A 23446-nucleotide genomic window follows, 5' to 3' on the forward strand; every position below is an offset into this window, starting at 1 on the left:
TTTTCATAATATTTAACACTATTCAGGCTGCTCTTGTATTCACAGCCAATAAAGGCTTTATTTCGTCCTAACCCTCTATAAACTGGTATTATGTAAAATATCCGCTTATCCCAAGCTCACATTGGAACATACAACCACATTTAGAACTATATTGAAACAATAGTAAGATGAGGTTAGATAAAATATTAGTTATCTCATTCATCTGCACAAAACCATCGTTAAGTCCAAGTATTCCTTACCTCAAGTCTTTGTTTGTTTAATGTGCAAGTGTTTATTGTTTTTAAAAGGTCACATTGAACATCAATAGCATCATTTCGTTATGCGATTGAGATTTTTTAGTTGATGTTTCATTTCGTTAAACAAGTAAATTAGGATGCTTCTAACACAGCCATTAATCTGTGATTGAGATATAGTTTTTCTTTACCAACCTTTTCAGAAATTAAAAACCCAGCTTCTTCTAATTCCATTAAATAATTCCCTACGGTTTTTGGTGTGCCTAATTTAGCATCAATTAAAAACTGTCTTTTGGTATATGGTAATCTAAATAGTATTTCAACCAATTCTTTAGTATATACTTTGGGTAAGGTATTTCTAATTTCTTTGGTCATTTGTTCCATTAAATCGGTGACATCTTTTAAACGTTGTAGCCCTTTGTTAGCAGTATATTCTACCATTTCAAGCATATAGAGTATCCAGCCTTCCCAATCGTTATTTTCGGTTACTTCACGTAATTTAGAATAGTAATCAGCCTTATTTTTAATGATATATTCACTTAAATAAATAGCTGGAGTGTCTAATAATTTTTCAAGTTTTAAATAGAGTAATAACAAAATACGTCCTGTTCTACCATTACCATCACTAAAAGGATGTATCGCTTCAAATTGATAGTGCATTAATGCCATTTTAATTAATGGGTCTACAGCATCTTCACCATTTATAAAGGTTTCAAGGTTAGCCATCTTTTCTCTTATCACAGCTTCACCTGTTAGTGGTGTGTAAATAGTTTCGCCATTAGCATTTTTTAAAGCAGTTCCTGGTGTTGTTCTGATACCTGCGGTATTTTTTTTAATGCTTTGTACAATTTCAACACATAGGTTTGTACTTATAAAAGGACGTGTTTCTATTTCTTGTAAACCATTCCAAAGTGCTTCCTTATAACTTATAACTTCTTTTGTTGCTGGATTATCAAACTTCTTGTCTGCCACCAAAGATTTATACAAATCGTCATTAGTAGTTATTATGTTTTCTATTTCAGAGCTTGCTTTAGCCTCTTGTAAATGAATAGTATCTAAAAACAATTTTGGGTTTGGTAAATTGGTAAGCATACCATTAAGTTGTGCTAATGCTCTACTGGCATCAATAGTCTTGCGTAACACTTTAGTGGTTTCTAAAGTTGTTTTAGGAGGTAATAGCGGTAGGCTGTTATAAGGTGTATTTCTATTAAATTTCGCCATTTTAAACAAGGGTAAATATTACTTGCGCTGTCTTAACGAGGGTAAATATACTAAAAATTTACCTTTGTTTAAATAATAAGGGTAATTATTACTCTCGTTAAATAGATAAGAATAAAATAAAAAAGAAAGCAAATATAGGTAGCTTCCTTCAGCCAACGCTCAATACTGTAAAGGTCAAGCCCTACGGGTTTTGAATAAAACTTTTTTATGAAGCAATCGTAATAGGTTTCAAGATTTTAAAGTAAAAAACTTTTACTCAAAAACCTTGACAGCATCATCCACGCTACCTCTAACATTGGCTGTCTTTTTTCTTTTCTTCAAAAAAATTATGGCAAAAGAAAAAGCCCTACAATAAAAATTATAGGACTCTTTCAGCTTCAAAGGTCAGAATGAAACTATGCTACTTCAACGATATTTAAAACGTTATATGCGCCATTTTTAAGCGGATACTGAACACCATTAATCTCTTGAAGAACTCAACCAATAAAACGAATATATCGTTTCCTGTGCCTGTTGGAACGCCTGCAGGAGTTAGTGTTTGCGTTGCAGACGTTGAATCAATCGGAATATTTACAGTTGGACTGTATTCGATTGAATTATCTGTTGTATCAAAGTCAATTTTTAAGAATGCCGAAGTAAAACTGACGTGTGTTGCACGACTTGGATAGGCAATATCATTGGAAGGTGTCAAATCTGGAATGGTAATTTCACCAGTTGTACCATCTACAGTAAATGGAGCAAATAAAACAGCACTTAAAATGGCTCTATTATTGAAATCCAAGCCTTTTAATATGGCTTTACCTTCTGGTGTTGCTAATCCTGTCGCGACATTTCTTTGTCCTCTTACAGAGGTTGTATCAAAGTTTTTAATTTGTGTCATTTTTTGAGTAACACGACTTGAAACTCGATTGTCTTTTGCTCTAATCATTAAGTTTCTAACTGATGTTCTCAATAACTTACCAGATGATGCAGAACTTCCAAATTCTGAACCATTTTCACGAGTACGTTCAAACGCAGGGTCATTTTGAATACGCTCTTTAGAAACACCGCCTTTAGTTTTTACTAAATAACCCTCTTTCGCTTTGTAAAAAGTTAGGTTGTCTAACGTTCCCTCTAACTTAATAATACCTTTTAATTTTGCCATAACTAATACATTTTTTGATGATGAATACCAAATATACGAGCTATTGACTGTCAATGTATTAGAGGGCTTCCGTAGTGTTTATAAGTTGCCAAAACTTCCGATTTAGTTAGTTTTTTCAATGGGATATTAGTCGTATATTGTATATAAGTGCTTTATAGCTTTAGCTAACCCATTTTCGGAATCTAATTTTGCTGTTTCATACATTTCGCTTCTAGGTTCCATGTTTATTAATGAGTCCATTATATTTCTGGTAGCCGAAAACACGTTGAGAATGTAAAAATCGCAATGGTCTTTTTTAAATAATTCCAAGGCAAAAGTTATGGCATGCCATGCATTTTTAGAAAAATCTGTGGGCAATAATATTTTGCGTTTCATGAGGCTTGTAGTTATAGTTTATCACATAAATTTACCTTTATAAGGTATGGTTGACAATGGTATATATCTATTCATTCTGGTATAACCAAAAATGGTATAATGGGCTGAAATCCTATTTTTTTTATGATGGGTTCGTTAATTATTTTTTCAATAAAACTGTGTTTATAGTTTACCATAGCGAGAATATCTATCTCTAATTCTTCAATAAAATCATTAATTTCAACTGCTATTTTAGCATACTTGGGCATCCAATGAAGGCTGTGTTCATAATTACTCAAATAGGTTTGTAACATTATTATATTATACTCTTGTATATCATTTAGTTTTTCTTCTTTATTTATATGTACAATTCTAATTTTAGAATTATATAAATCTGCTAACTGTTTTATAGGGTACAGTTCTTTATTCTCATAAAACCGATTGAAATCTGTTGGAAACGCTATTTGTTTTGGGCTTACAAAGCTGTATTCTTCTGGGACAATTAATATGGGACAACCTCTAATACCTTTTATAACGTGTATTGTGTTACTGCCAAAGAAAATTTCTTTTGCGCCAGTAGCACCTTTTGTACCCATAATTATTAAATCTATATTCCATTCTTTTATTGTGGCTTTAATAGCTTTTTTTAAATCTTTGTTACTTAAAACTATTTGAAAATCATGGTTTGCATTGGCATTATCACTTTCTGCCAATGCTTTTAAATCCAATAATTCTTTCATAGCAGCTTCCTGCATGGTTTTTAATAGTTTATTTGAAAGATTAGAAAGAGTTGATATTTTTATTATTGTAGAGTTTAAAAAATAAAATTTGCATTCTACATCAGCAAAAAGCTTTAAGGCATAAACAGCAGCACTCCACGAGTTATCTGAAAAATCTGTTGGTAATAAAATGTGTCGTTTCATGATTAAATTTTTATAATTTTGCTGGAATTACCATGAAAGGAATGTTTAAATGAAACCCTATTTGGTTTATGGTATTTTTGAAAAATAAATTTTCGAAAAACGAATGTTTGTTGTTAATCATAACCAGCAAGTTTACTCTGGTCTTTAATTGAAAATTTGTAATTGCATCAAAAACATTTTGGTTGCTTATACTATGAAATAAGTGTGCTTCTTTTTTAAAATACGTTTCTAATACTTTTTTATTGACCTTTTGGATTTCAGATAAGTCATATCCGTAAGTTGCATTTAAAATATTAACTCTTGCATTAAAAAGTGAAATGATATTAATGATAGGGTTTATATGACGACCTTTATAATTAATCTCATAATCTGTTGGAAATAATACCTCATGTGGGGCTTCAAAAACAAAACCATCTGGTATTGCAATTACAGGACATTTTGCATTTTTAAAAACATGAACCGTGTTCGAACCAAATAAAACCTCAATAGCACCTGTAGCACCTTTTGTGCCCATAACCACATAATCTATAGCCTTTTTTTCAACAACTTCCTTTATTTCTGGAATCAACATATTAAATGCTACCATAGTTTCTATAGTATGTTTTGGATTTTTAAACTTTGTGGCTATTCTTGTTTTAAAATTATCTAACTGCTCTAAGGCATTTTCTCTAACAGTATCGCCTAAACCAAATTGTGCTGGATTTCCCAAAACATATTCTGCATCATAAATTACTGGTGTGTATGTATGTAATAGATAAAATTTACAGATTTCGTTTTTAAATAATTGCAATGCAAATTTTATGGCATTCCAAGAATTCTCTGAAAAATCGGTAGGAAGAAGAATATTTTTCATGATACTAAATTTTAAATTTTTACTTAATTGCGTTTCATATTCTGCAATGCTAAAAATGGAATATCTAGATTTAAACTCAATTCATCTATTGAAGACTTAAATAGTATATTTCCTAAAAAAGAATGAGTTGTATTTACCATTACAAGCATATCAATAGGGTGCTCTTTAATGTACTTGTAAATTGTATTAATAATATGTTTACTACTTTCTATTTTAAAGTTGATTGTACTTTTACATAGCTCCTCTCTAATAAAATCTTTATTGTCTTGTTGTCTACGTGATAGTTTACTGCTTTTAGATATATAGAGTATATCTACTATAGTCCTGTATGGTGATATCATTTCGCAAAGTAATTTTAGTTCCCGTCTTTTGTAGGGTATCATGTAATTAGTTGGAAAAAGAATATGCTTAGGTTGCGTGTATTTGTAATTTTCAGGTATAGATAATACTGGACATTGTACGTATTTTATAACTTGTAAGGTGTTGCTTCCAAAGGTTAACTTTTTGTCATTGGTTTTCCCTTTGGTTCCCATAACTATAATATCAATATTTTCTTGATCTACAATTCTATCGGTTTCATTGAGAAGTAAATTATTTGCAGAAATTGTATAAAAAGTGTGTCTGGGGTTAGGAGATATATTAATAATAGAGCTTTTAATATTTTGTAGCTGCTCATCAGATTTTTTACTAATTATTGAGCTTACCTTATTTAACATTTCTCCTGCTATCAATTCCTTGTCAGAATAAATATCATTTTGGTGAGCATGCATGATATGGAATTCGCTAACCTCATACTTAAAAAGATCTGTAGCATATCTTAAAGCATTCATTGCGTTTTCAGAAAAATCGGTAGGAATTAGTATTTTTCTCATGGCTAAAAGCATTATCTCTAAAATTAAATACTAAACCGCTTGGATACAATGATATATATCAGAATTAGAAATTAAGGATTGATAGTAAGTACACTTTTAGGAGTTATAGAATAAAGAATCTCTTGAAACCAAATATTCCCGTAGCAGAGCTATAGTGGTATTTTGCTGCTTGTATTTTAACCTATTGATAAAAACTATTAATAGCAACTCTATAAAACAAGAAACAGGAAGCATACACTTCCTGTTTCAAGTAGGAATTCAATTTTATTATTTAATTTTTAACCTTAAACAACCCATTGCAAAACAACAAATAAAATTAATTAACCAAATAATACTATTAAACTCCAAGATTTTTAAACTGCTATAATGCAAAGAACGTAATTAATTTAATGCTAATTTACAGAGCTATATTCTATAAGAAAATGATATCCATCAGTTTTCAAAACCTATTGGTAAAATTCCATAAGCCATATTAAGCAAAAACAATCCTGTAAAAAATAACATGATATAAATGAGCTGTACTAATTTTACATTAACAAACTTTGGCATAACTACTGTACGCTTTGGAAATATAAACAAGGATAAGCCTATGAAAAGAGAAATCCATCCAATAAGTGTTATTAGGAACTTCCAATTTGCTTCCCATATATTATGAAATAAAATATTTAGCAAACCCACAATTATGGCAATAAATGATGAAATAATTAGAAATTTTTCATCATTCAAATCATTAAAAATCTGTTTGATTCGCCTAGGGTTAAAACTTAATATAACGAAAAAGATGATTAGGTACCAGCCCCAAAATTTTGCTAAAAAAATTGAATTATCCATAGTGTATTATGTTTTTTCATGTAAAACTAAAAAAGGTATTTCTGTATGATAGCTTATTTCTTCAACTTTAGAATGAAATAAAATTTGTTGAAAATAATTTAAGTTTTTTGCTACCATGCATATCATATTTATATTCCTGCTCTCTACAAAACACTGTATAGCGTCCTCCACTTTTTTATTAGTTAAATAATAAAAACTATGGTTTAAGTGATTAAAATAGTCATCCAATAATTCTCGATTTTTATCTTGGTCGATATTTAAAAGCGTTTTCTTCTTTTTAATATGAAGAATTCTTAATGCCGATTGGTACGTTTCTATAATTTCGGAAAGTGGTTGTAATATTTGTATATCGTAGGTTAATGAAAAATCTGTAGGAAATGCTATTTCTTTCAATTTAACAAATTTGGCACTTTCTGGTACTGCTAAAGTGGTGCATTTTACTTTCGTTATAACATCTCCCGTATTACTACCAATAATCATTTTTTTTAAACCAGACGCACCTTTAGTACCCATAACAATAAAGTCTATCTTTCTTTCTTCAACATGTTTTCTAATAGATTCTATAAAAAAGTTGAAATCTGAAAGTTTATAAAATCGATGATTTTTATTGGGTAAAAAATCTTTTATAATACGTTTTAAAATTTTTCGTAATTTTTGTTTTGCTGGTTTAGCATAGACATCTTCTACAACTTGTTCTGTAGCTATATATGGAGAACCGTTAATTATATTGTCACTTACTCTATTTACATGTAATAAGTAAAAGTTACAAGGTTCTTTTTCAAAAAAATTGATGGCATATTTTATAGCATTCCATGAATTTTCTGAGAAATCGGTGGGTAATAATATATTTTTCATCTAAGAGCATCTTTACATTTACTAATTTACAGCTAAGTCGTTTTAGATAAAATGATATTAATCATCTTAAAATTATTGGAAGTATTGCTAAGAAATTCGTTCTAATTGGTGAATATCTATCACCTTAATATTTCGCCCTTCAGCTTTAATAATTCCTTGTTTTTTAAACTCTGTTAAGGCTCTAATTAAGGTTTCTGGTGCAATTCCTGCAACACTAGCCAAATCGTTTCTTGATATTCTAATTGGATCATCGGGTTTGCGATTAATTTTTTGAGCAAATTTTAAAATTGTAGCTGCTGTTTTTTTATTAACTGTACCATAAGCCATTTGTAATAGTTGTTCTTTAACATTAGACAAATCATGAGTTAATAATTCGATAAGTTCTAATACTACTTTAGGATTATTATCAAGAATATTATTAAATTCAATAATTGAAATACCAACTAATTTTGTGTTTACAATGGCTGTTGCCGTTTCCTTATGAGCTATGCTTTGTGTAAACGATGTGTACCCAAACAAATCATCTTCTTTATACAATGCGGTTACTAGTTCTTTACCTTGCTCATCTATTCTATAACATTTTATTGTACCACGATTTATTAAATAGATATAATTGGAATGATCGCCTTCATGATAGATAACATCATCTTTTTTAATGATAAATTCTTCACCATAATCATCAAAAAAAATTTTTAAGTCGTTAAGTGTTTTTATTTCGTTAGCATGCTCCTCAATAAAATCACTTTTTTGGCTGTTTTTTAATTCTCGTAATAAAGATATTTTTGCTAAACGGCTTTCAATAGCACAAATAAGATCCTCTTCTGTAAATGGCTTGGTAATATAATCATCTGCACCTAAATTCATTCCCTTTCTAACATCGCTACGCTCAGTTTTGGCGGATAAAAATATAAAAGGAATATACTTTGTTAATTTACTTTTTGAAAGGATTTTAAGCGCACTATACCCATCTAACTCAGGCATCATTATATCGCAAACAATAATATCTGGGTTTTCTTTTTTAGCTATTGCCACACCTGTTTTTCCGTTTGATGCTTTTAAAACTTTATAGCTAGATAACTCTAAAAGTTCTGCTGTGTTTTCTCTTAAAATAGCATCATCTTCAATAAGTAAAACGGTTTTCATAGTTTTGCTATGTTTGGAAATGTTATTGTAAAAATAGTGCCTACATTCTCTTTACTTTCAAAATAAATTGAGCCACCCAAGTTTTCCAAATGGTTTTTAGCAATATTTAAACCTATACCTGTACCTTGGATGTTAACAACATTTTCTGCTCTATAATAACGTTCAAAAATGCTTTTTTTATCTTTTTCTGGAATGCCAATTCCTTCATCTTTTACCGTAAGTGTGGTTAAAGTTTTATCTTGTTTAATTTGTAAATCTATAACAGATCCCTCTGCTGAATATTTTATTGCATTATGTAGTAAATTAAAAAATATTAACTGGAAAATTTTTTCATCTTGGTACAGCGATAAATCGTCAATATTTTCTGGGTATTTTATTTGTTGACCTTCTTTTAAAAGCATATTGGCATTGTAAACAACTTCATTAACAATTTTACTTAATTTAAAATGTCCAAACTTATAATTCACTTTACCAGTTTCTAATTTTTCAATCGATAAAAAGTCGTTTAGTATATTATTTAAAAAGTATACTTTATCTGTTATTATTTTTAAATGCTTGCCTCGCTTTTCTTGATGCTCGGTTAATTGATATTTGCTAAGTAATTGGCTAGATGTTAAAATACCACTTAATGGCGTTTTAAACTCATGAGACACTAGAGATAAAAATTTGGTTTTCAATTCATTAAGCTCTTTTTCTTTACTAAGTGCTACTTTAAGTTGTTGCGTTCTTTCTTCTACTTTATTCTCAAGCTTGGTCGTGTAGTTTTTTCGTTCTGTAATATCTAAAATTATAGCTACAAAAACATTTCTTTCTCCTAAATTAGATAACTGTAAATGCACTTCTACAGGATACTTAGTGCCGTTTTTGCGTTGGTGTACCGTTTCGAATTCAACTTTTTCTACATTCTTTTTTAATAAAATATCAATAGTTTTTCTAAATTCGGCTCTATTATCATTTGGTTTTATATCTAAAGGGGTCATATTTTTTAATTCCTCAAGAGAGTAACCAATATTCTTTTGTGCACCATAGTTTACATTGATAAACTTTAATGTTTCGGTATCAAAAACATATATTTCATTTAACGATTCGTTAAAAATAGTTGCAAAGTGGTGGCGTTCTTCTTCAGAGTTTTTTTTTAATGTCACATCATTTTGAATACCTATAAAATTTGTGACTAGCCCCTTACTATCGGTAATTGGAAAAACGTACAAATCATTCCAAAACATAGTGCCATCTTTTTTATAATTACGAAGCGTAGCTTGACAACTTTCTCCATTTTTTATGGCTTCCCTTAACCTTTTAAGAGGCTCTTGGTCTCTGTCATTACCCTGCAAAAACCTACAGTTATGGTTTAGTATTTCAGCATCAGAATATCCAGTAAGGGTTTGAAAGGCCGAATTAAAATAAATAATAGGGTTATCATGCTTTTGTGCATCTGTAATTATCACTCCATTCTTCGCAGATTGTAACGCCTGAGTTCTAAGCATCAAGTTTTTTTCAATTGCTTTTTTTTCTGAAACATCCCTAATTAAAGCCATTACATAAACCTTATTATAAATGGTAAATGGATTTAGTTCTGCCTCAATTGGGAAAATGGTACCGTCCTTTTTCAAACCATAGAGATCTTTTGCTTCTCCCATTTTTCGGCGTTTCCCTTTTTCGATAAATTTTTCAAAATATGCAGAATGGCTTGTATGATAATTAGATGGGAGAAGTAAATTCAATTCCTTATTTATAAGCTCACTTTTAGGGTATCCAAAAATAGTTTCTGCCGACGTGTTGACTTCCATTATTTTTTGATGATTATCCACAATAATAACGCCTTCAGAAACAATCTCTAAAAGAATATTGAATATTTCTTGGTCTTGCTGAAACATAATATTTTATGCCTTTGGATGGTACATAAAAGTATGAATTATTCTAGGTGTAAATACTGATTTTTATCATATATAGACAGCATATAAATATGTAATTTTATTAAAATGATTTTTGTAAAAATGACCACAAAAAAGAAAATGACACACACATTTTATCAAAATATTGGTAAGCTTTTTTATGCCCTAGCAGCATCAGATAAACAAGTACGTGATGAAGAATTTAATAAACTTAAAGTAATAGTAAAAAAACAATGGCTAAATGCAGAAATAGTTAAAGATGATCTTAACTCTAAAGCTGTTTACCAAATAGAGTATGTTTTTGAATGGTTGAACAAAAATGAAAAATTAAACGCTAAAATGTACTTTGATGATTTTTTGAAGTATAAAGAGAAGCATCCGCTTTTGTTTACTGAAGCTATTAAAAAACTGATACTAAAAACGGCTCATGCCATAGCTGCATCGTTTTCAGGTTTAAACAAATCTGAACTTATTATGTTGGCTAAACTAGATATAGAATTAAAAAGATAGAGTTATGAAAAGTAATTTTAATGCCATTATAAATTCTCACACCCCAGTTTTAATTGATTTCTATGCCCATTGGTGTGGCCCTTGTAAAACACTTGCTCCTATTTTAAAAGATGTTAAGAAAGAACTTGAAGGCACTATTAAAATTATAAAAATTGATGTTGATAAAAATCAAGCTTTGGCTACGAAATATCAAGTTAGAGGGGTGCCAACTATGATGCTTTTTAAAAATGGAAAACAACTTTGGCGGCAGTCTGGGGTACTACAAAAAGGCGAAATAATAGCCATTATTAATCAACATTCTTAAAGAATAATTAATATGAGATTATATTTTATTTTCATCACCTTTTTCACCCTATGCTCTTGCTCTAAATCGAGTAACAAAATCCTTCCTACAGTAAGAAATCTAACTGAATCTGTGTATTCTTCAGTAACCATTCAACCCGATAGCTTGTATCAAGCCTATGCCATTGTAGCTGGTATTGTTGACAAAAACTTTGTAGAAGAAGGCGATGCGATTTCTATAAACGACCCAATTATTCAAATTATTAATAGCGCCCCTAAATTAAATGCTCAAAACGCAAAATTCACTTTAGAATTAGCAAAAGAAAATTATAATGGTAGTTCTGCAATTTTAAATAGTATCAATGAAGAAATTATAGGTGCAAAACTCAAATATAAAAACGATTCCATTAATTATTACAGACAAAAGAATTTATGGGAACAAAAAATTGGCTCTAAAGTAGACTACGATACTAAAAAACTTAATTACGAGTTGGCTTCAAACAGTTTAAAGCTTTTGCAAAGTAAATATGATAGAACAAAAAATGAATTACAAACCGCAGTAAAACAATCACAAAACAACTATCAAAACGCACTAATAACCACCAAAGATTTTACAGTTAAAAGTAATATTAACGGCAAAGTATATGCCTTATATAAAGAACCTGGGGAAATTGTAAGCACTATTGAACCTATTGCATCTATTGGTAGTACAACTAATTTTATTATTGAAATGTTGGTTGATGAAGTTGATATTGTTCGAATATCTAAAAATCAAGAAATCATTATTCATTTAGATGCTTATAATGGTGATGTTTTTACAGGAAAAGTGACAAAGATTTATCCTAAAAAGGATGAACGCAACCAAACCTTTAAGGTAGAAGCTATTTTTAAAAATCCACCAAAGGTATTATACCCTGGACTATCTGGAGAAGCTAATATTATAATAGCAAAAAAGGATAGTATTTTAACCATACCTAAAGCATACTTAGTTGGTGATGACAAAGTAAAAACCGATAACGGATTAACACCAATAAAAATCGGTTTACAAAACTTAGAATTCGTAGAAGTTCTATCTGGAATAAATAAAGACACACCCATTTACACACCCAACTAATGACAAATTGGAAAGTCATTTTAAGCATTGCAAAAACTCATTTGCTAACCAAAATAAAGCAAACAGCTATAGCATCACTTGGTGTTACTTTTGGCATTGGGTCTTACATTACTTTAGTATGTTTTATGACGGGATTAAACGCTATGTTAGATAATTTAATACTAAACCAAACACCACATATTCATATTTATAATGAAATTGAACCATCAGAAAAACAACCCATTTCCTTATATAACAATGCAGATAAAAGTTTTAACGTAGTACATTCAATAAAACCAAAAATAAGTCAGAAAAAAATTCACAATGCCTTACCCATTATTGATTATTTAGAGAAAAATAAGGATGTGCGCGGTGCACTTCCGCAAATAAAAACACAAATATTTTACATCGCTGGGTCTATTGAGTTAGGTGGTAATCTTACGGGTATAAATCCCGTTGATGAAGCACGATTATTTAATATGGAAGATTATATTGTAGAAGGTTCTGCCGAAGCTTTACAAAATACCGATAACAGCATTTTATTAGGAATTGGAATTGCAAAAAAGATGTCATTAAAAGTTGGAGACCGTGTACAGGTTAGCCCCATTAGTGGGGGCATTTTTCCATTAAAAATTGTGGGGTTCTATCAAAGTGGTATTGCCGATTTAGATGCCATTCAAAGTTTTACAAATATAAAAACCATACAACGTATTTTAGGTAAAGCCAATAATTATATTACAGATATTAATGTAAAACTTCATAACATAGAACAGGCCATCCCATTATCAAAAAAGATAGAACAGCAATTCAAACTTAAAGCTATTGATATTAAAACGGCCAATGCACAATTTGAAACAGGTACAACTATTAGAAACCTAATTACCTATGCAGTTTCAATTACACTACTTATTGTAGCAGGGTTTGGTATTTATAATATATTAAATATGCTTATCTATGAAAAAATGAACGACATAGCCATACTTAAAGCTACGGGATTTTCTGGCAAAGATGTACAGCTTATTTTTATGAGTCAAGCTATGATTATTGGGTTTGTAGGTGGTGTTTTAGGGCTTCTTATTGGTTTAGGTTTAGCAAATTTAATTAGTACTATCCCTTTTCAAACCGAAGCTTTACCAACAGTTGAAACTTATCCTGTAAACATAAATCCTTTGTTTTTTATAATTGGGTTTTCATTTGCCATGCTATCTACTTTTTTAGCAGGATATTTACCTTCAAAGAAAGCTAAGAGAATAGATCCTGTTCGAATTATAAGAGGTCAATAAAATGCGTGTTGTATTAGAAGCAAAACATATTAATAAATATTTTAAAAAGCCTGTGTTATTCCATGTTTTAAAGGATATTAATTTTCAAGTTAAAAAGGGAGAATTTGCCTCAATCATGGGGAAATCTGGTTGTGGAAAATCTACTTTACTCTATATATTATCAACCATGGATACCGATTATAAGGGAGAACTTCTTTTAAATAATCAATTGGTAACAAATCAAAACAGTAACCATCTTTCATATATAAGAAATAAGCACATAGGTTTTGTATTTCAATTTCATTATTTATTATCTGAATTTTCAGTGTTAGAAAATGTGATGCTTCCTGCTAAAAAACTAGCCGAAAAATCACATCAAGAAATAGAGCACGATGCCATTGAAAAATTAAAAATGTTAAACATAGCGCATTTAGCTAAAAAACGTGCATCAAGAGTTTCTGGTGGTGAAAAACAGCGCATTGCTATTGCTAGGGCTTTAATAAATAATCCATCAATTATAATGGGCGACGAACCTACTGGGAATTTAGACAGCCATAATGCTGAAAACGTTTTCAATATTTTCAAAAAATTAAGTGATGAACAAGGTTTATCCCTTTTAATTGTAACCCATGACAAGGATTTTGCCAATAAAACAGACCGTATTATTCAAATGGCAGATGGCAAGATTATTACTTAGTTTTAATTGATTAATATCATTTTATATATTTTTTAATAATAGTAGCTTGATTTAAAATAACAGCAACTATGACTTTTATTGACTATTACAAGATACTTGGTATTTCAAAAACGGCAACCGAAGCAGATATTAAAAAAGCCTATAGAAAATTAGCACGCAAATACCATCCAGATTTAAACCCCAATGATAAAGCAGCCGAAAAAAAATTTAAAGAAATAAATGAAGCTACGAGGTTTTAAGCAACACCATAATCATGCATAATATAACCAATATGGAGAGCATTGGCTAATGGCTATTCAAAAATGTATTAAAGCGCATTTCGTACTAAAGGCTAACTTACATTTAATTTGGAAAGCATACAAAGATTATGTAACCAGAAAAAATTAGAATAAATGAATTAACTCCATGTAAGTATACTGTTGTTCTATTAATTTCGAGCAACCATTTCGTGTTTTCTACATCTAATAAATATAATTAAAAAGAAAAATATGAAAATTGAAAAATTGAGTTTGTTAGTCTTATTGGGATTATTAATGTTTACAAGCTGTATTAATGATGATGAATTAGAAGGTCAATTTGAATCATCTGCTACAATTTCAGGTTTCGATATGACTTTATGTGCTTGCTGTGGCGGTTGGATAATAGATATAGATGGACAAGAACCTGACAAACGCTTTTCTGAGTTACCTGAAAACTCAAATATTGATTTACAAAATTCAACGTTTCCTCTATCTGTTAAATTGAATTGGTCTGAATCTAATGAATATTGTAACAATGGGATTACTATTGAATCAATTGAACTGGTTAATTAAAAACAACTACTGCCAACAAAGTATATGTAAAATTGCTAGTTTGTTAGCTAGAGATAAAATGGTGTGTAAGGCTAATATCAATATTGGTAGTGTATCATGTTGCCTTGTCCAGAATAAAAACAATTCCCCGAAGGCTCTGCATCGGGGAATATTTATTTAAAACTTATATTGAAGAAATGCTGTTAAGTTTCTCCCAGGGTCTGTAATTGGTATTCTTCCAAATTCTGCTTGATTTGTAAAAGAGAAGTTTAAATGGTTGTTATAAGCTTCATCAAAAACATTTAAAGCTGCCACACCAAACGTTACATTAATAAATGGTTTTACACCTAAACGGATATCTAATGTTTGGTAACTATCCGTTTTTGTTTCACCAAAACTTCTAGAAATATTATCCTGTTTACTTGTTAAATTATATTGCACATTAGCCCAGTATGTTTCTTTTTCTAAACCAAGAGAAAACTTAGTTGTAAAAGGAGCTGTAAGCGGTAAAGATTCATTTAAGTCTTTATTTTTTGTATATACATAAGCCAATTCTGTTTTAAAATAAAAATCTTCTAAGAAATCAATTTGTGTCATGGCTTCAAATCCTGTTTTATAAGCTTCATCTAAATTTTTAAAAACTTTAGGATGCTTAGGTTCTGCCATTGGCATATACTTTCTGCTTAAATTTTCGTCAACTACAGCTACAATATAGTTTTCAAAAGCAGCATAATAAAACGATGCTGCATATTTAAAGCTATTTAAGTTTGAGCGTCCTTTAAAACCAATTTCAAACTGGTTATTCACTTCAGCATCTAAATCTGGATTTCCAATATATTCATAAGAATCTTGTCCTACAGTAAAATGATTAATATATCGCTCAATCATATTAGCCGAACGTACTCCACGACCATAAGCAGCTTCTAAAGTAAAATTATTTGAAACTAGTTTTTTAACAGAAATAGTACCACTTACATTATTTTCTGTACGTTTTTTTAAATTGTACATCGCAGCAAAATTAACTTCTGGGTCTTTAATGTTAGACAATACCATATCATAACGCAAACCAGCGGTTAATATAGTTGATTGACTTACAGACCATTTTGCTTCTGTAAACACACCAAAATCATCAACGTATGAATCTTGCCAAACTTTATCTATAAACATCATTGGCATAGGTAGCGGGTTACCATTCATAATTTTAACTAATCGTGTTCTATTACCGTCTCTAGCGATATGCATAGCATCAAAACCACTAAAAAGATTTAGTTTATTTATTGGCTGCCAATTTAATTCTAATTTCCCTCCAACAGTTGTAGCTTCAACAGCCGAAGACGCTTCCATCTTCATAAATGATGGTCTTTGATAATTAGTCATTAAATGGCCTACATAACTATAATAGGCCTTTGCGGTTAAACTTTTTATTGTTTTTCCCAAATCAGAGATTTTATAATCTAAAGATAAAATGCTACTGTTATCATAGTCTGTATCCATTGGTAAACCAGCGTGTAATACATCGCGTCCAAAGGATTGCCTCCAATGTACTTGTAAACGCTCATTTTCTGTAAAGTTATAACCTAATCTTAGACCATAATCTGTACTTTTAAAAGATGATGGAATTTCTGTTCCGCTTCCATCTTCATAGTTTCCAAAATCTCTATAACCTGCATTTCCAACTACATCATATTTATCTTCTATATATTGCAGTTGAACCATGTTTACAAAAGAGTTTCCGTTACTTTCAAATCCAGATGAAACTTTTCCTTGAAACCCCCTACCCAAGTAATCTGGTTTATGTGTTACCATATTAATAATACCTCCAAAAGTGGCTCCGTAGCGTACCGTATAAGGGCCTTTTATAATTTCAATTCTTGAAATTTCTTCAGGAATAATATGAGTTGTTATAGGGTCCATTCTATTGGGGCAAGCATGCATTGCCTTTGTTCCTCCATCGTATTGAATGTTGAGTTGTTCGTATTGAGACGCTCTAAACGAGGGGTCTATAGCATAGTTCCCTCTTTTTATTACAGAAAAACCATTTATTTCGTTAAACAAATCGGCTACGTTTTTTGGCTGAACTACTTTTTCAACATAATTATTAGAAATTGATGTTAAGACAGGGTCTGTTTTTACATTTCCGGTAATTAAAACCTCATCAAGTCTTACTCGCTTTTGTGTGATAGTATCTTTTGCTTTATCGTTTTTTTCTTGAGAAAATGATATAGCTGAAATAAGTGCACAGAAAAGCACACTATAAAATATTTTCATTATATAAAATTTATAAGTTGTTTAAAATTAATAGGCTCAATGTTTTGAAACAGTTGAGCATAAAATCTAAAAAGCAGACTATACTTGTGGAGGGTGAAAACAGGCTTTTATTCTTGAAAAAGCATATAGGTTTAGATATGCTATTTCCAATTGTTTTGTTGAAGTTTTTTGTTGTGAAAATGAGTAATCTATAGCCGTATTTGAGTACAGCAATAGCTCTTTAAAATCGATAATACTTTCTGGGATTTTTTGTTCTTTATTTTGAGATTGAGATACTTTTTTTAAATGACATTTACCATTACATTGCAATTCTGGTTTGTCTTTATTTTCACATAAATTTTCGATAAAACCTACCATATCAATAGTATAATATGCATAAGTAGCCGTTATATGCAGAGTATTGAACAATAAGATTATTGCCAACAAAAAAGAAATGATAATGTTACCTATTTTCATGACGTACAAACTTAATTGTTTCATAAATTTTATAATGTGACAAAAGTCACTTTATCTCATTATAAGTTTTGCTAAATGAAAATTAAAAATGAGCAATATCATTGTAGCTAGATTGCTCCCAAACTACCTTTATTCTTATAAATTAAAATTATTGAAAGTCATGAAATTTTTAACATTAAAAGCACTATTAATATCACTAATAATAGTCTTAACTGCAAATACAGATGTTTTTGCACAACAAGGAAACACGGGTTGGGGACGAAACTCTAACTACAATCGATTATTCAATCCAAAAACAGTCGAAACTTTAAAAGGTAAAGTGCTTACCGTAAAGCGAACTTTAATAGAAAAAAACATGTCCTATGGTATTCATTTAAAAGTAAAGACAAAGTCTGAAATCATTTCTGTACACTTAGGGCCAGCGTGGTACTTGGATAATCAAGATATACAATTTATAAAAGACAATAATGTTACCATTACAGGTTCAAGAATTGCATACAAAAATGCACCTGCAATTATTGCGATGCATGTTATAAAAGAAAATTTAGAACTTAAATTAAGAGATAATAACGGCTATCCCGTATGGAGTGGTTGGCGCAAAAGGGGGATGATAAATAGAAGAAGCATAAAGTAATCTTTATGTAATTATATATTGTATGATAATTATATGCCAAACTGATGCATATCATTGTAATGATACTACTTTAAAATTACATTAGTCTATAATTAATAAATATAAAAGATTATGAAGAAAATAGTTTTAGTGGTATTGCTTATCGCTTTAGGTATTACCACATTAAAGGCACAAGATCAAGTACAGGATAGAGATAGAGATCGTGTGATGTTTGTTGATGGTGATGTTTTACAAATTAGAGATCGCGATCAAATTAGGTTAAGAGATAAGATAACCTTAAATGATGGAACAGTAGTTTATCCAGATGGAAGTTTTGAAACCAAAGATCATGTTAGGCTACGTTTGAGAGATGGCGAATGTTTAGATAATGATGGTGTTATATACCGTAATGAATACCAATATCGCTATAAAGTACAACAAGAAAACAAGGGCTTAACACAAGCACAAGTAAAAGAACGCAACCAAAACAGATACCAAATAATGATAATTGATAACGAAGCGTATCAAATTAAAAATCAGTCTCAAAATCAAGTTCGTCAACAATTAAAGCTTAATAATGGAACCGTTATTAATCCCGATGGAAGCTATCAAACCAAAGCTAAAAAACAATTACGTTTAAAAGATGGCGAATGTTTAAACATGAATGGCAAAATTTTTAAAAACACTTATCAGCACAGAAAAATGAATGTAAACAAACCTCAAATGAAAAATAAGGTTCAAAAAAAGTTGATAAAAAAAACAAACAAAAAGCGAGGGGTAAGTTAATTAACCTGAGTTCGTTATATTAAAATATTGACAATCAATATTTTAAATTATTTCAATATAGCAACGGTGTCATTCCAAACACTATCGAAAACAAAATATACTTTGTTTGAAGATACCAAGCGTAGTTTGTGAGGAGGAATCTCACTTAAATGAGGTATTCTAAGTTTATCTTGAGCACAGTCGAAAGGCTCACAACTTCGCTCTGCCTATGTTACAAAATCATTGCCTGCCAGTAATTTTTTGGTTTTTATTTTTTTGAAACTTATGTCGAACTCACTTTAATCATTAACAACAAAGGGTTTATGCAAAAAATAAACCCTTTGTCTCTAATTTTAAAAATATGAGTCATGAAACCTCTAACACTTAAACTTATTAGTTTTATTTCGCTTTTTATATGGAGTACTGCTGTATTTACACAAGATGATCCAGATACAGAACCACAAGACAATCCAGAAACAGAACTTCAAACAAAAGATAAAGATTCGTCTTATTTTTCATTAAGCCTAGGTTTTATAAATGATGCTGTTTTTTTAGGAAGAAAAGATTCTGTTAGTGCACCATATTTATACCCATCCATTATGTATTACAATAAATCTGGGCTCTACGCTTCAAGTTCATTTTCGTATCTTACTAAATCTAGCTCAAGTAGAATTGATTTATTTTTAGGCACAATTGGATACAATTTCACCAAGAAAAAATTTGAAGGGGATGTGTCTTTTACAAAATACTTTTTTAATGACGATAGTTATAATGTTATTTCTGAAGTTGAAGCAGATATAACAGCAATGTTTAGTTATGATTTTAATATTATAAACTTGACAGTATCTGGAATTACTTTTTTTAATAGTAACAGTGATGCTGACATTATTATATCCTCGGAAATAAGTCATGATTTTATTACCAAAAATCAAAGATTTCAAATATCTCCAACTGCTGGTATATACCTTGGCTCTCAAAACTTTTATGAAGAATATTATATAAACACCTATTTTGAAGGTGGTAATGGCTCTGGTTCGGGTAATGGTTCGGGTTCGGGTAATGGTTCGGGTTCGGGTTCAAGATCTGGTCAAGGTACTGGTCAAGGTAATGGTACAGTAATACAAACAACTACATTGAAATTAAATGAAAATGAAAAATTTGGACTTATGGCTTTTGAATTCAGTTTACCTATTTGGTATGTAAATAAACCCGTAGCTATAACATTTTCACCAGTTTGGGCTATTCCACAAAACCCTGCTACATTAACTACTAATGATACTATATATCAAGAAGATTTAAAAAGTACATTCTATTGTTTAATTGGTGCTAGTTATATGTTTTAATAAACTATGACATGAAAAAACCTGTTTTAAATTTCACTATTAATACTGTTATGTCTATATGCATGTCAGCTATTATTGGCACAGGTTTTCTTATAAAATACATACTAATTCCAGGTAAAGAACGCTGGGTAAAATACGGTAATAATGTTGAGCTTTATTGGCTTGGAATGGACAGACATGAATGGGGAACACTACACCTTATCTTAGGCTTAGTTTTATTGGCTTTGGTTATTGTTCATATTTTTTTGCATTGGAAAATTATTGTTGGTGTTTATAAAAAACTTATTGCACAACCTTTAACAAAAAAGATAGTAGCCCTAGCCTTTCTATTCTTATGCTTGCTTTTAATTTTTGGTTCATTCTTTATTGAACCAAAAGTTAAATCTGTTAAAAAAAATAATGGCCAACAAGTAACAATAGTTACACCCTTATAAAAAAACACCTCTAATTTTGTTTAGAAACTTGAATCTCAATGAATAAAAATATAAAAATATTTTTGGTTGGTTTTTTAAGCTCTATACTACTTCAGGCGCAACAACTTAAACCTATTTCTCAGTCTGAAGTAGTGGGTAGAGCAATTAAAGACAATCAAAATCTAAAAATTTCAAGACAAGACTTCAATTTAGCAAAAGCCGATTATAGACAGACTAACGCAGTATTCTTACCAAATATTTCAATGACGTACACAGGCATTTCTACCACCAATCCTTTAATGGCTTTTGGATCTAAATTGAATCAATCAATATTAACACAAAATGATTTTAATCCCAATTTATTAAACAACCCCAGTACAACTCAAAACTATGCTACCCGTTTTGAAATTCAACAGCCTCTAATCAATTTAGATGGTATTCATAAAAGAAAAGCTGCAAAAAATAAAATGGGTGCTATGGTATTACAAACCAAACGTACCACAGACTATTTGGAGTTTGAAGTTCAAAAGGCATATATGGAATTACAATTAGCTTATAAAGCTGTGAATGTGCTAAATAAAACACTAAACGCTACAAAATCTAATAAAAAACTAGCCAATGATAAGTTTAAACAAGGGTATTTACAACGTTCAGATGTATTATTGGTTGAAGTACGTACTATTGAGGTCGAAAACCAATTACAAACGGCAAGAAGTCATGTTAAGAACGCTTCAAATTATATATCCTTTTTAATTAATGATAGCGAAGATGTTATTTATAAACCTACTGATAGCTTAACTATTTTATCAATAAATTCCAAAAACAATATTCAAGTTTCCAAAAACCGAGCAGACATTAAAGCCATGGAACTGGCTTCTAATGCATTCAAAAACTTGAGTAAAGCCGACAAGTTAACCTTTCTGCCAACATTGAATGCCTTTGGAAGTTATGAGTTATATGACAATGATATTTTTAAAGGAGACGCTAACGGCTACATTATTGGAGCACAACTAAATTGGACACTTTTTGAAGGTTATAAACGCTTTGGTAAAACCCAAAAAAGTAAGGCTGAATATGAAAAATCAAAAATTCAATATAAGCAATATGTAACGCAAAGTCAATTGGAATTAAAAAAAGCAAAGCGAGCTTTATTAGATGCTGAAAATAAATTAAAGTTAACCTCTTTAGCATTACAGCAATCTGAAGAAGCATTACGTATTAGAATCGATAGATTTAAAGAAGGTCTTGAGAAAACATCCGATTTATTATTAGCAGAAACCCAATATTCTCAAAAAGAGTTGGAGTATTATCAAACCATTTATGAATACAATTATGCTCAAGTATATTTAGATTTTTTAACTAAAGAATAACAATAGAATACTGTAAACTGTTGCAGTATTCATTCAGAAAATAAAAATGATTATTCTGCATGATTTTAAAAAGCTTGTAGGTATTAAAAATAAATTCAAAATGAAAAAATACACATACATATTGACTATAATTTTAGCATCCATATTTATGGCTAGTTGTGGTAGCGATGATAAAAAAATATTGGCAGATAATTCGCCAATAATTAACGTTAAAGTCGATAAGGTTTCAGTTAATAAAAGGGGATCGTTTTTGTCTGCTAGTGGCAAAATTCAATCGGTTTATAACGCCGATTTAAGTACCCGAATCATGGGGTTTGTAACTCAAGTCCATGTAAATGTTGGCGATAAAGTTAGCAAAGGCCAACGACTTATTTCAATTAATAATGTAGACTTACAGGCTAAACAAGCTCAAGCTAACGCTAGTATTACAGAAGCCACTGCCGCATTTATAAATGCCGAAAAAGACTTTACCAGATTTAAAAATTTATTCAAAAACAATAGTGCCTCTCAAAAAGAGCTTGATGATATTACTGCTAATTATGAAATGGCTAAAGCACGTTTAGAAGCTGCTAATCAAATAAAAAATGAAGTTAATGCACAATTTGCGTACGCCAATATCTCAGCACCATTCAATGGAATAATAACTGGAAAATTTGTTAAAAAAGGAGATATAACACATATGGGAGCACCTTTAATATCTATTGAAACGCCTAATGCTTTTGAAGTGGTTGCCATGATTCCAGAAAATGAAATCTCTAAAATAAAAAAAGGCACTAAAGTTGATATTCTAGCAAAATCTATTGATGAAGCTTTAAAAGGAAAAGTAACCGAGATAAGTACATCTGCTAAAAATACTGGTGGTCAATACTTAACTAAAATAGCATTAGATAAAACGAATGCCAATATTTTATCTGGAATGTTTGTTACCGTGTTATTTCCTTTTGAAAACCCAGAACAAATAGAAATGGTTTTAATACCTAAAAATGCTATTGTAAATAAGGGACAATTATCTGGGGTTTATACAGTAAGTCAAAATAATACAGCACTATTGCGTTGGTTACGTTTGGGTAAAACATATGGTGATTCCATAGAAGTACTATCTGGATTATCAACCAATGAATCCTATATAGTATCAGCAGATGGAAAACTATTTAATGGCGCAAAGATTAGTATTCAGTAAGCAGTTACAAGTATATTCTGCAAGGATTTAAAAACCTTGTAAGGATAAGACATAAAAAGACAAGTATTAATTAAAAAAA

The 23446-nt window shown here is 30.3% G+C and carries 24 protein-coding genes and 1 pseudogene; 13 read left to right on the forward strand and 12 right to left on the reverse strand.

Annotated features, from left to right (window positions below; all coding sequences use genetic code 11):
• Window positions 1–368: 368 nt before the first annotated feature.
• From Q0739_RS09095 to Q0739_RS09140, 10 genes are all read right to left on the reverse strand, one after another.
• Entirely contained in the window at window positions 369–1454 is a 1086-nt protein-coding gene (locus Q0739_RS09095) for a Fic/DOC family N-terminal domain-containing protein (protein ID WP_298238406.1), read from the reverse strand.
• Between the two features lie 415 nt (window positions 1455–1869).
• Window positions 1870–2598, reverse strand: a complete 729-nt coding sequence (locus tag Q0739_RS09100) for a hypothetical protein (protein ID WP_366140782.1) — start codon at window positions 2596–2598, stop codon at window positions 1870–1872.
• 126 nt (window positions 2599–2724) lie between these two features.
• A complete protein-coding gene (locus Q0739_RS09105; RefSeq protein ID WP_298238407.1) occupies window positions 2725–2973 on the reverse strand; it encodes a universal stress protein in 249 nt (82 codons plus the stop codon).
• A 71-nt stretch (window positions 2974–3044) separates the two neighbouring features.
• Window positions 3045–3875: a universal stress protein gene (locus tag Q0739_RS09110; protein WP_298238408.1), complete on the reverse strand. Its 831-nt coding sequence runs from the start codon at window positions 3873–3875 to the stop codon at window positions 3045–3047.
• 10 nt (window positions 3876–3885) lie between these two features.
• On the reverse strand, window positions 3886–4728 hold the full coding sequence (locus tag Q0739_RS09115; RefSeq protein WP_298238409.1) for a universal stress protein: 843 nt from the start codon (window positions 4726–4728) through the stop codon (window positions 3886–3888).
• A 23-nt stretch (window positions 4729–4751) separates the two neighbouring features.
• The gene (locus Q0739_RS09120; RefSeq protein ID WP_298238410.1) at window positions 4752–5600 is read right to left on the reverse strand and encodes a universal stress protein; all 849 of its coding nucleotides are present in this window, start codon (window positions 5598–5600) and stop codon (window positions 4752–4754) included.
• A 432-nt stretch (window positions 5601–6032) separates the two neighbouring features.
• Window positions 6033–6431 (reverse strand): hypothetical protein, encoded by a 399-nt coding sequence (locus Q0739_RS09125; RefSeq protein WP_298238411.1) that lies wholly within the window; start codon window positions 6429–6431, stop codon window positions 6033–6035.
• Window positions 6432–6437: 6 nt separating this feature from the next.
• On the reverse strand, window positions 6438–7286 hold the full coding sequence (locus Q0739_RS09130; protein WP_298238412.1) for a universal stress protein: 849 nt from the start codon (window positions 7284–7286) through the stop codon (window positions 6438–6440).
• A gap of 87 nt (window positions 7287–7373) precedes the next feature.
• Window positions 7374–8429 carry a response regulator gene (locus Q0739_RS09135; protein WP_298238413.1) on the reverse strand — a complete coding sequence of 352 codons (1056 nt, stop codon included), beginning with the start codon at window positions 8427–8429 and terminating at the stop codon, window positions 7374–7376.
• Entirely contained in the window at window positions 8426–10306 is a 1881-nt protein-coding gene (locus Q0739_RS09140) for a PAS domain S-box protein (RefSeq protein WP_366140783.1), read from the reverse strand. The genes Q0739_RS09135 and Q0739_RS09140 overlap by 4 nt, the downstream gene beginning before the upstream one ends.
• 105 nt (window positions 10307–10411) lie before the next feature.
• Between Q0739_RS09140 and Q0739_RS09150 the strand changes: the two genes are divergently transcribed.
• The 7 genes and pseudogenes from Q0739_RS09150 to Q0739_RS09180 all read left to right on the forward strand — a co-directional run bounded on the left by Q0739_RS09150 (window position 10412) and on the right by Q0739_RS09180 (window position 14980).
• Complete coding sequence (locus Q0739_RS09150) at window positions 10412–10834, forward strand: hypothetical protein (RefSeq protein ID WP_298238414.1); 423 nt, start codon at window positions 10412–10414, stop codon at window positions 10832–10834.
• A 4-nt stretch (window positions 10835–10838) separates the two neighbouring features.
• On the forward strand, window positions 10839–11138 hold the full coding sequence (gene trxA / locus Q0739_RS09155) for a thioredoxin (RefSeq protein ID WP_298238415.1): 300 nt from the start codon (window positions 10839–10841) through the stop codon (window positions 11136–11138).
• A gap of 12 nt (window positions 11139–11150) precedes the next feature.
• Complete coding sequence (locus Q0739_RS09160; protein WP_298238416.1) at window positions 11151–12230, forward strand: efflux RND transporter periplasmic adaptor subunit; 1080 nt, start codon at window positions 11151–11153, stop codon at window positions 12228–12230.
• The gene (locus Q0739_RS09165) at window positions 12230–13492 is read left to right on the forward strand and encodes an FtsX-like permease family protein (RefSeq protein WP_298238417.1); all 1263 of its coding nucleotides are present in this window, start codon (window positions 12230–12232) and stop codon (window positions 13490–13492) included. Before Q0739_RS09160 ends, Q0739_RS09165 begins: the two co-directional genes overlap by 1 nt.
• A gap of 1 nt (window position 13493) precedes the next feature.
• Window positions 13494–14168 carry an ABC transporter ATP-binding protein gene (locus Q0739_RS09170; RefSeq protein ID WP_298238418.1) on the forward strand — a complete coding sequence of 225 codons (675 nt, stop codon included), beginning with the start codon at window positions 13494–13496 and terminating at the stop codon, window positions 14166–14168.
• Between the two features lie 68 nt (window positions 14169–14236).
• Window positions 14237–14404: pseudogene (locus Q0739_RS09175) on the forward strand (DnaJ domain-containing protein); the annotation flags it as partial.
• Window positions 14405–14671: 267 nt separating this feature from the next.
• Window positions 14672–14980 (forward strand): hypothetical protein, encoded by a 309-nt coding sequence (locus tag Q0739_RS09180; protein WP_298238419.1) that lies wholly within the window; start codon window positions 14672–14674, stop codon window positions 14978–14980.
• 156 nt (window positions 14981–15136) lie between these two features.
• Here the strand turns inward: Q0739_RS09180 and Q0739_RS09185 are convergent, their stop codons facing one another.
• Complete coding sequence (locus Q0739_RS09185) at window positions 15137–17227, reverse strand: TonB-dependent receptor (RefSeq protein WP_298238420.1); 2091 nt, start codon at window positions 17225–17227, stop codon at window positions 15137–15139.
• 78 nt (window positions 17228–17305) lie between these two features.
• Window positions 17306–17707, reverse strand: a complete 402-nt coding sequence (locus Q0739_RS09190; protein ID WP_298238421.1) for a hypothetical protein — start codon at window positions 17705–17707, stop codon at window positions 17306–17308.
• A 136-nt stretch (window positions 17708–17843) separates the two neighbouring features.
• On the opposite strand from Q0739_RS09190, the gene Q0739_RS09195 reads away from it, so the two are divergent.
• The 6 genes from Q0739_RS09195 to Q0739_RS09220 all read left to right on the forward strand — a co-directional run bounded on the left by Q0739_RS09195 (window position 17844) and on the right by Q0739_RS09220 (window position 23367).
• Window positions 17844–18317: a hypothetical protein gene (locus Q0739_RS09195; RefSeq protein ID WP_298238422.1), complete on the forward strand. Its 474-nt coding sequence runs from the start codon at window positions 17844–17846 to the stop codon at window positions 18315–18317.
• 111 nt (window positions 18318–18428) lie between these two features.
• Entirely contained in the window at window positions 18429–19082 is a 654-nt protein-coding gene (locus Q0739_RS09200; protein WP_298238423.1) for a DUF6799 domain-containing protein, read from the forward strand.
• 347 nt (window positions 19083–19429) lie between these two features.
• Window positions 19430–20404: a hypothetical protein gene (locus Q0739_RS09205; protein WP_298238424.1), complete on the forward strand. Its 975-nt coding sequence runs from the start codon at window positions 19430–19432 to the stop codon at window positions 20402–20404.
• An 11-nt stretch (window positions 20405–20415) separates the two neighbouring features.
• The gene (locus tag Q0739_RS09210; protein WP_298238425.1) at window positions 20416–20838 is read left to right on the forward strand and encodes a DUF4405 domain-containing protein; all 423 of its coding nucleotides are present in this window, start codon (window positions 20416–20418) and stop codon (window positions 20836–20838) included.
• A 38-nt stretch (window positions 20839–20876) separates the two neighbouring features.
• Window positions 20877–22187 (forward strand): TolC family protein, encoded by a 1311-nt coding sequence (locus Q0739_RS09215; RefSeq protein ID WP_298238426.1) that lies wholly within the window; start codon window positions 20877–20879, stop codon window positions 22185–22187.
• A gap of 100 nt (window positions 22188–22287) precedes the next feature.
• Window positions 22288–23367, forward strand: a complete 1080-nt coding sequence (locus Q0739_RS09220; protein WP_298238427.1) for an efflux RND transporter periplasmic adaptor subunit — start codon at window positions 22288–22290, stop codon at window positions 23365–23367.
• The last annotated feature ends 79 nt before the right edge of the window (window positions 23368–23446 follow it).

Source organism: uncultured Algibacter sp., assembly GCF_947487605.1.
GTDB lineage: Bacteria > Bacteroidota > Bacteroidia > Flavobacteriales > Flavobacteriaceae > Algibacter_D.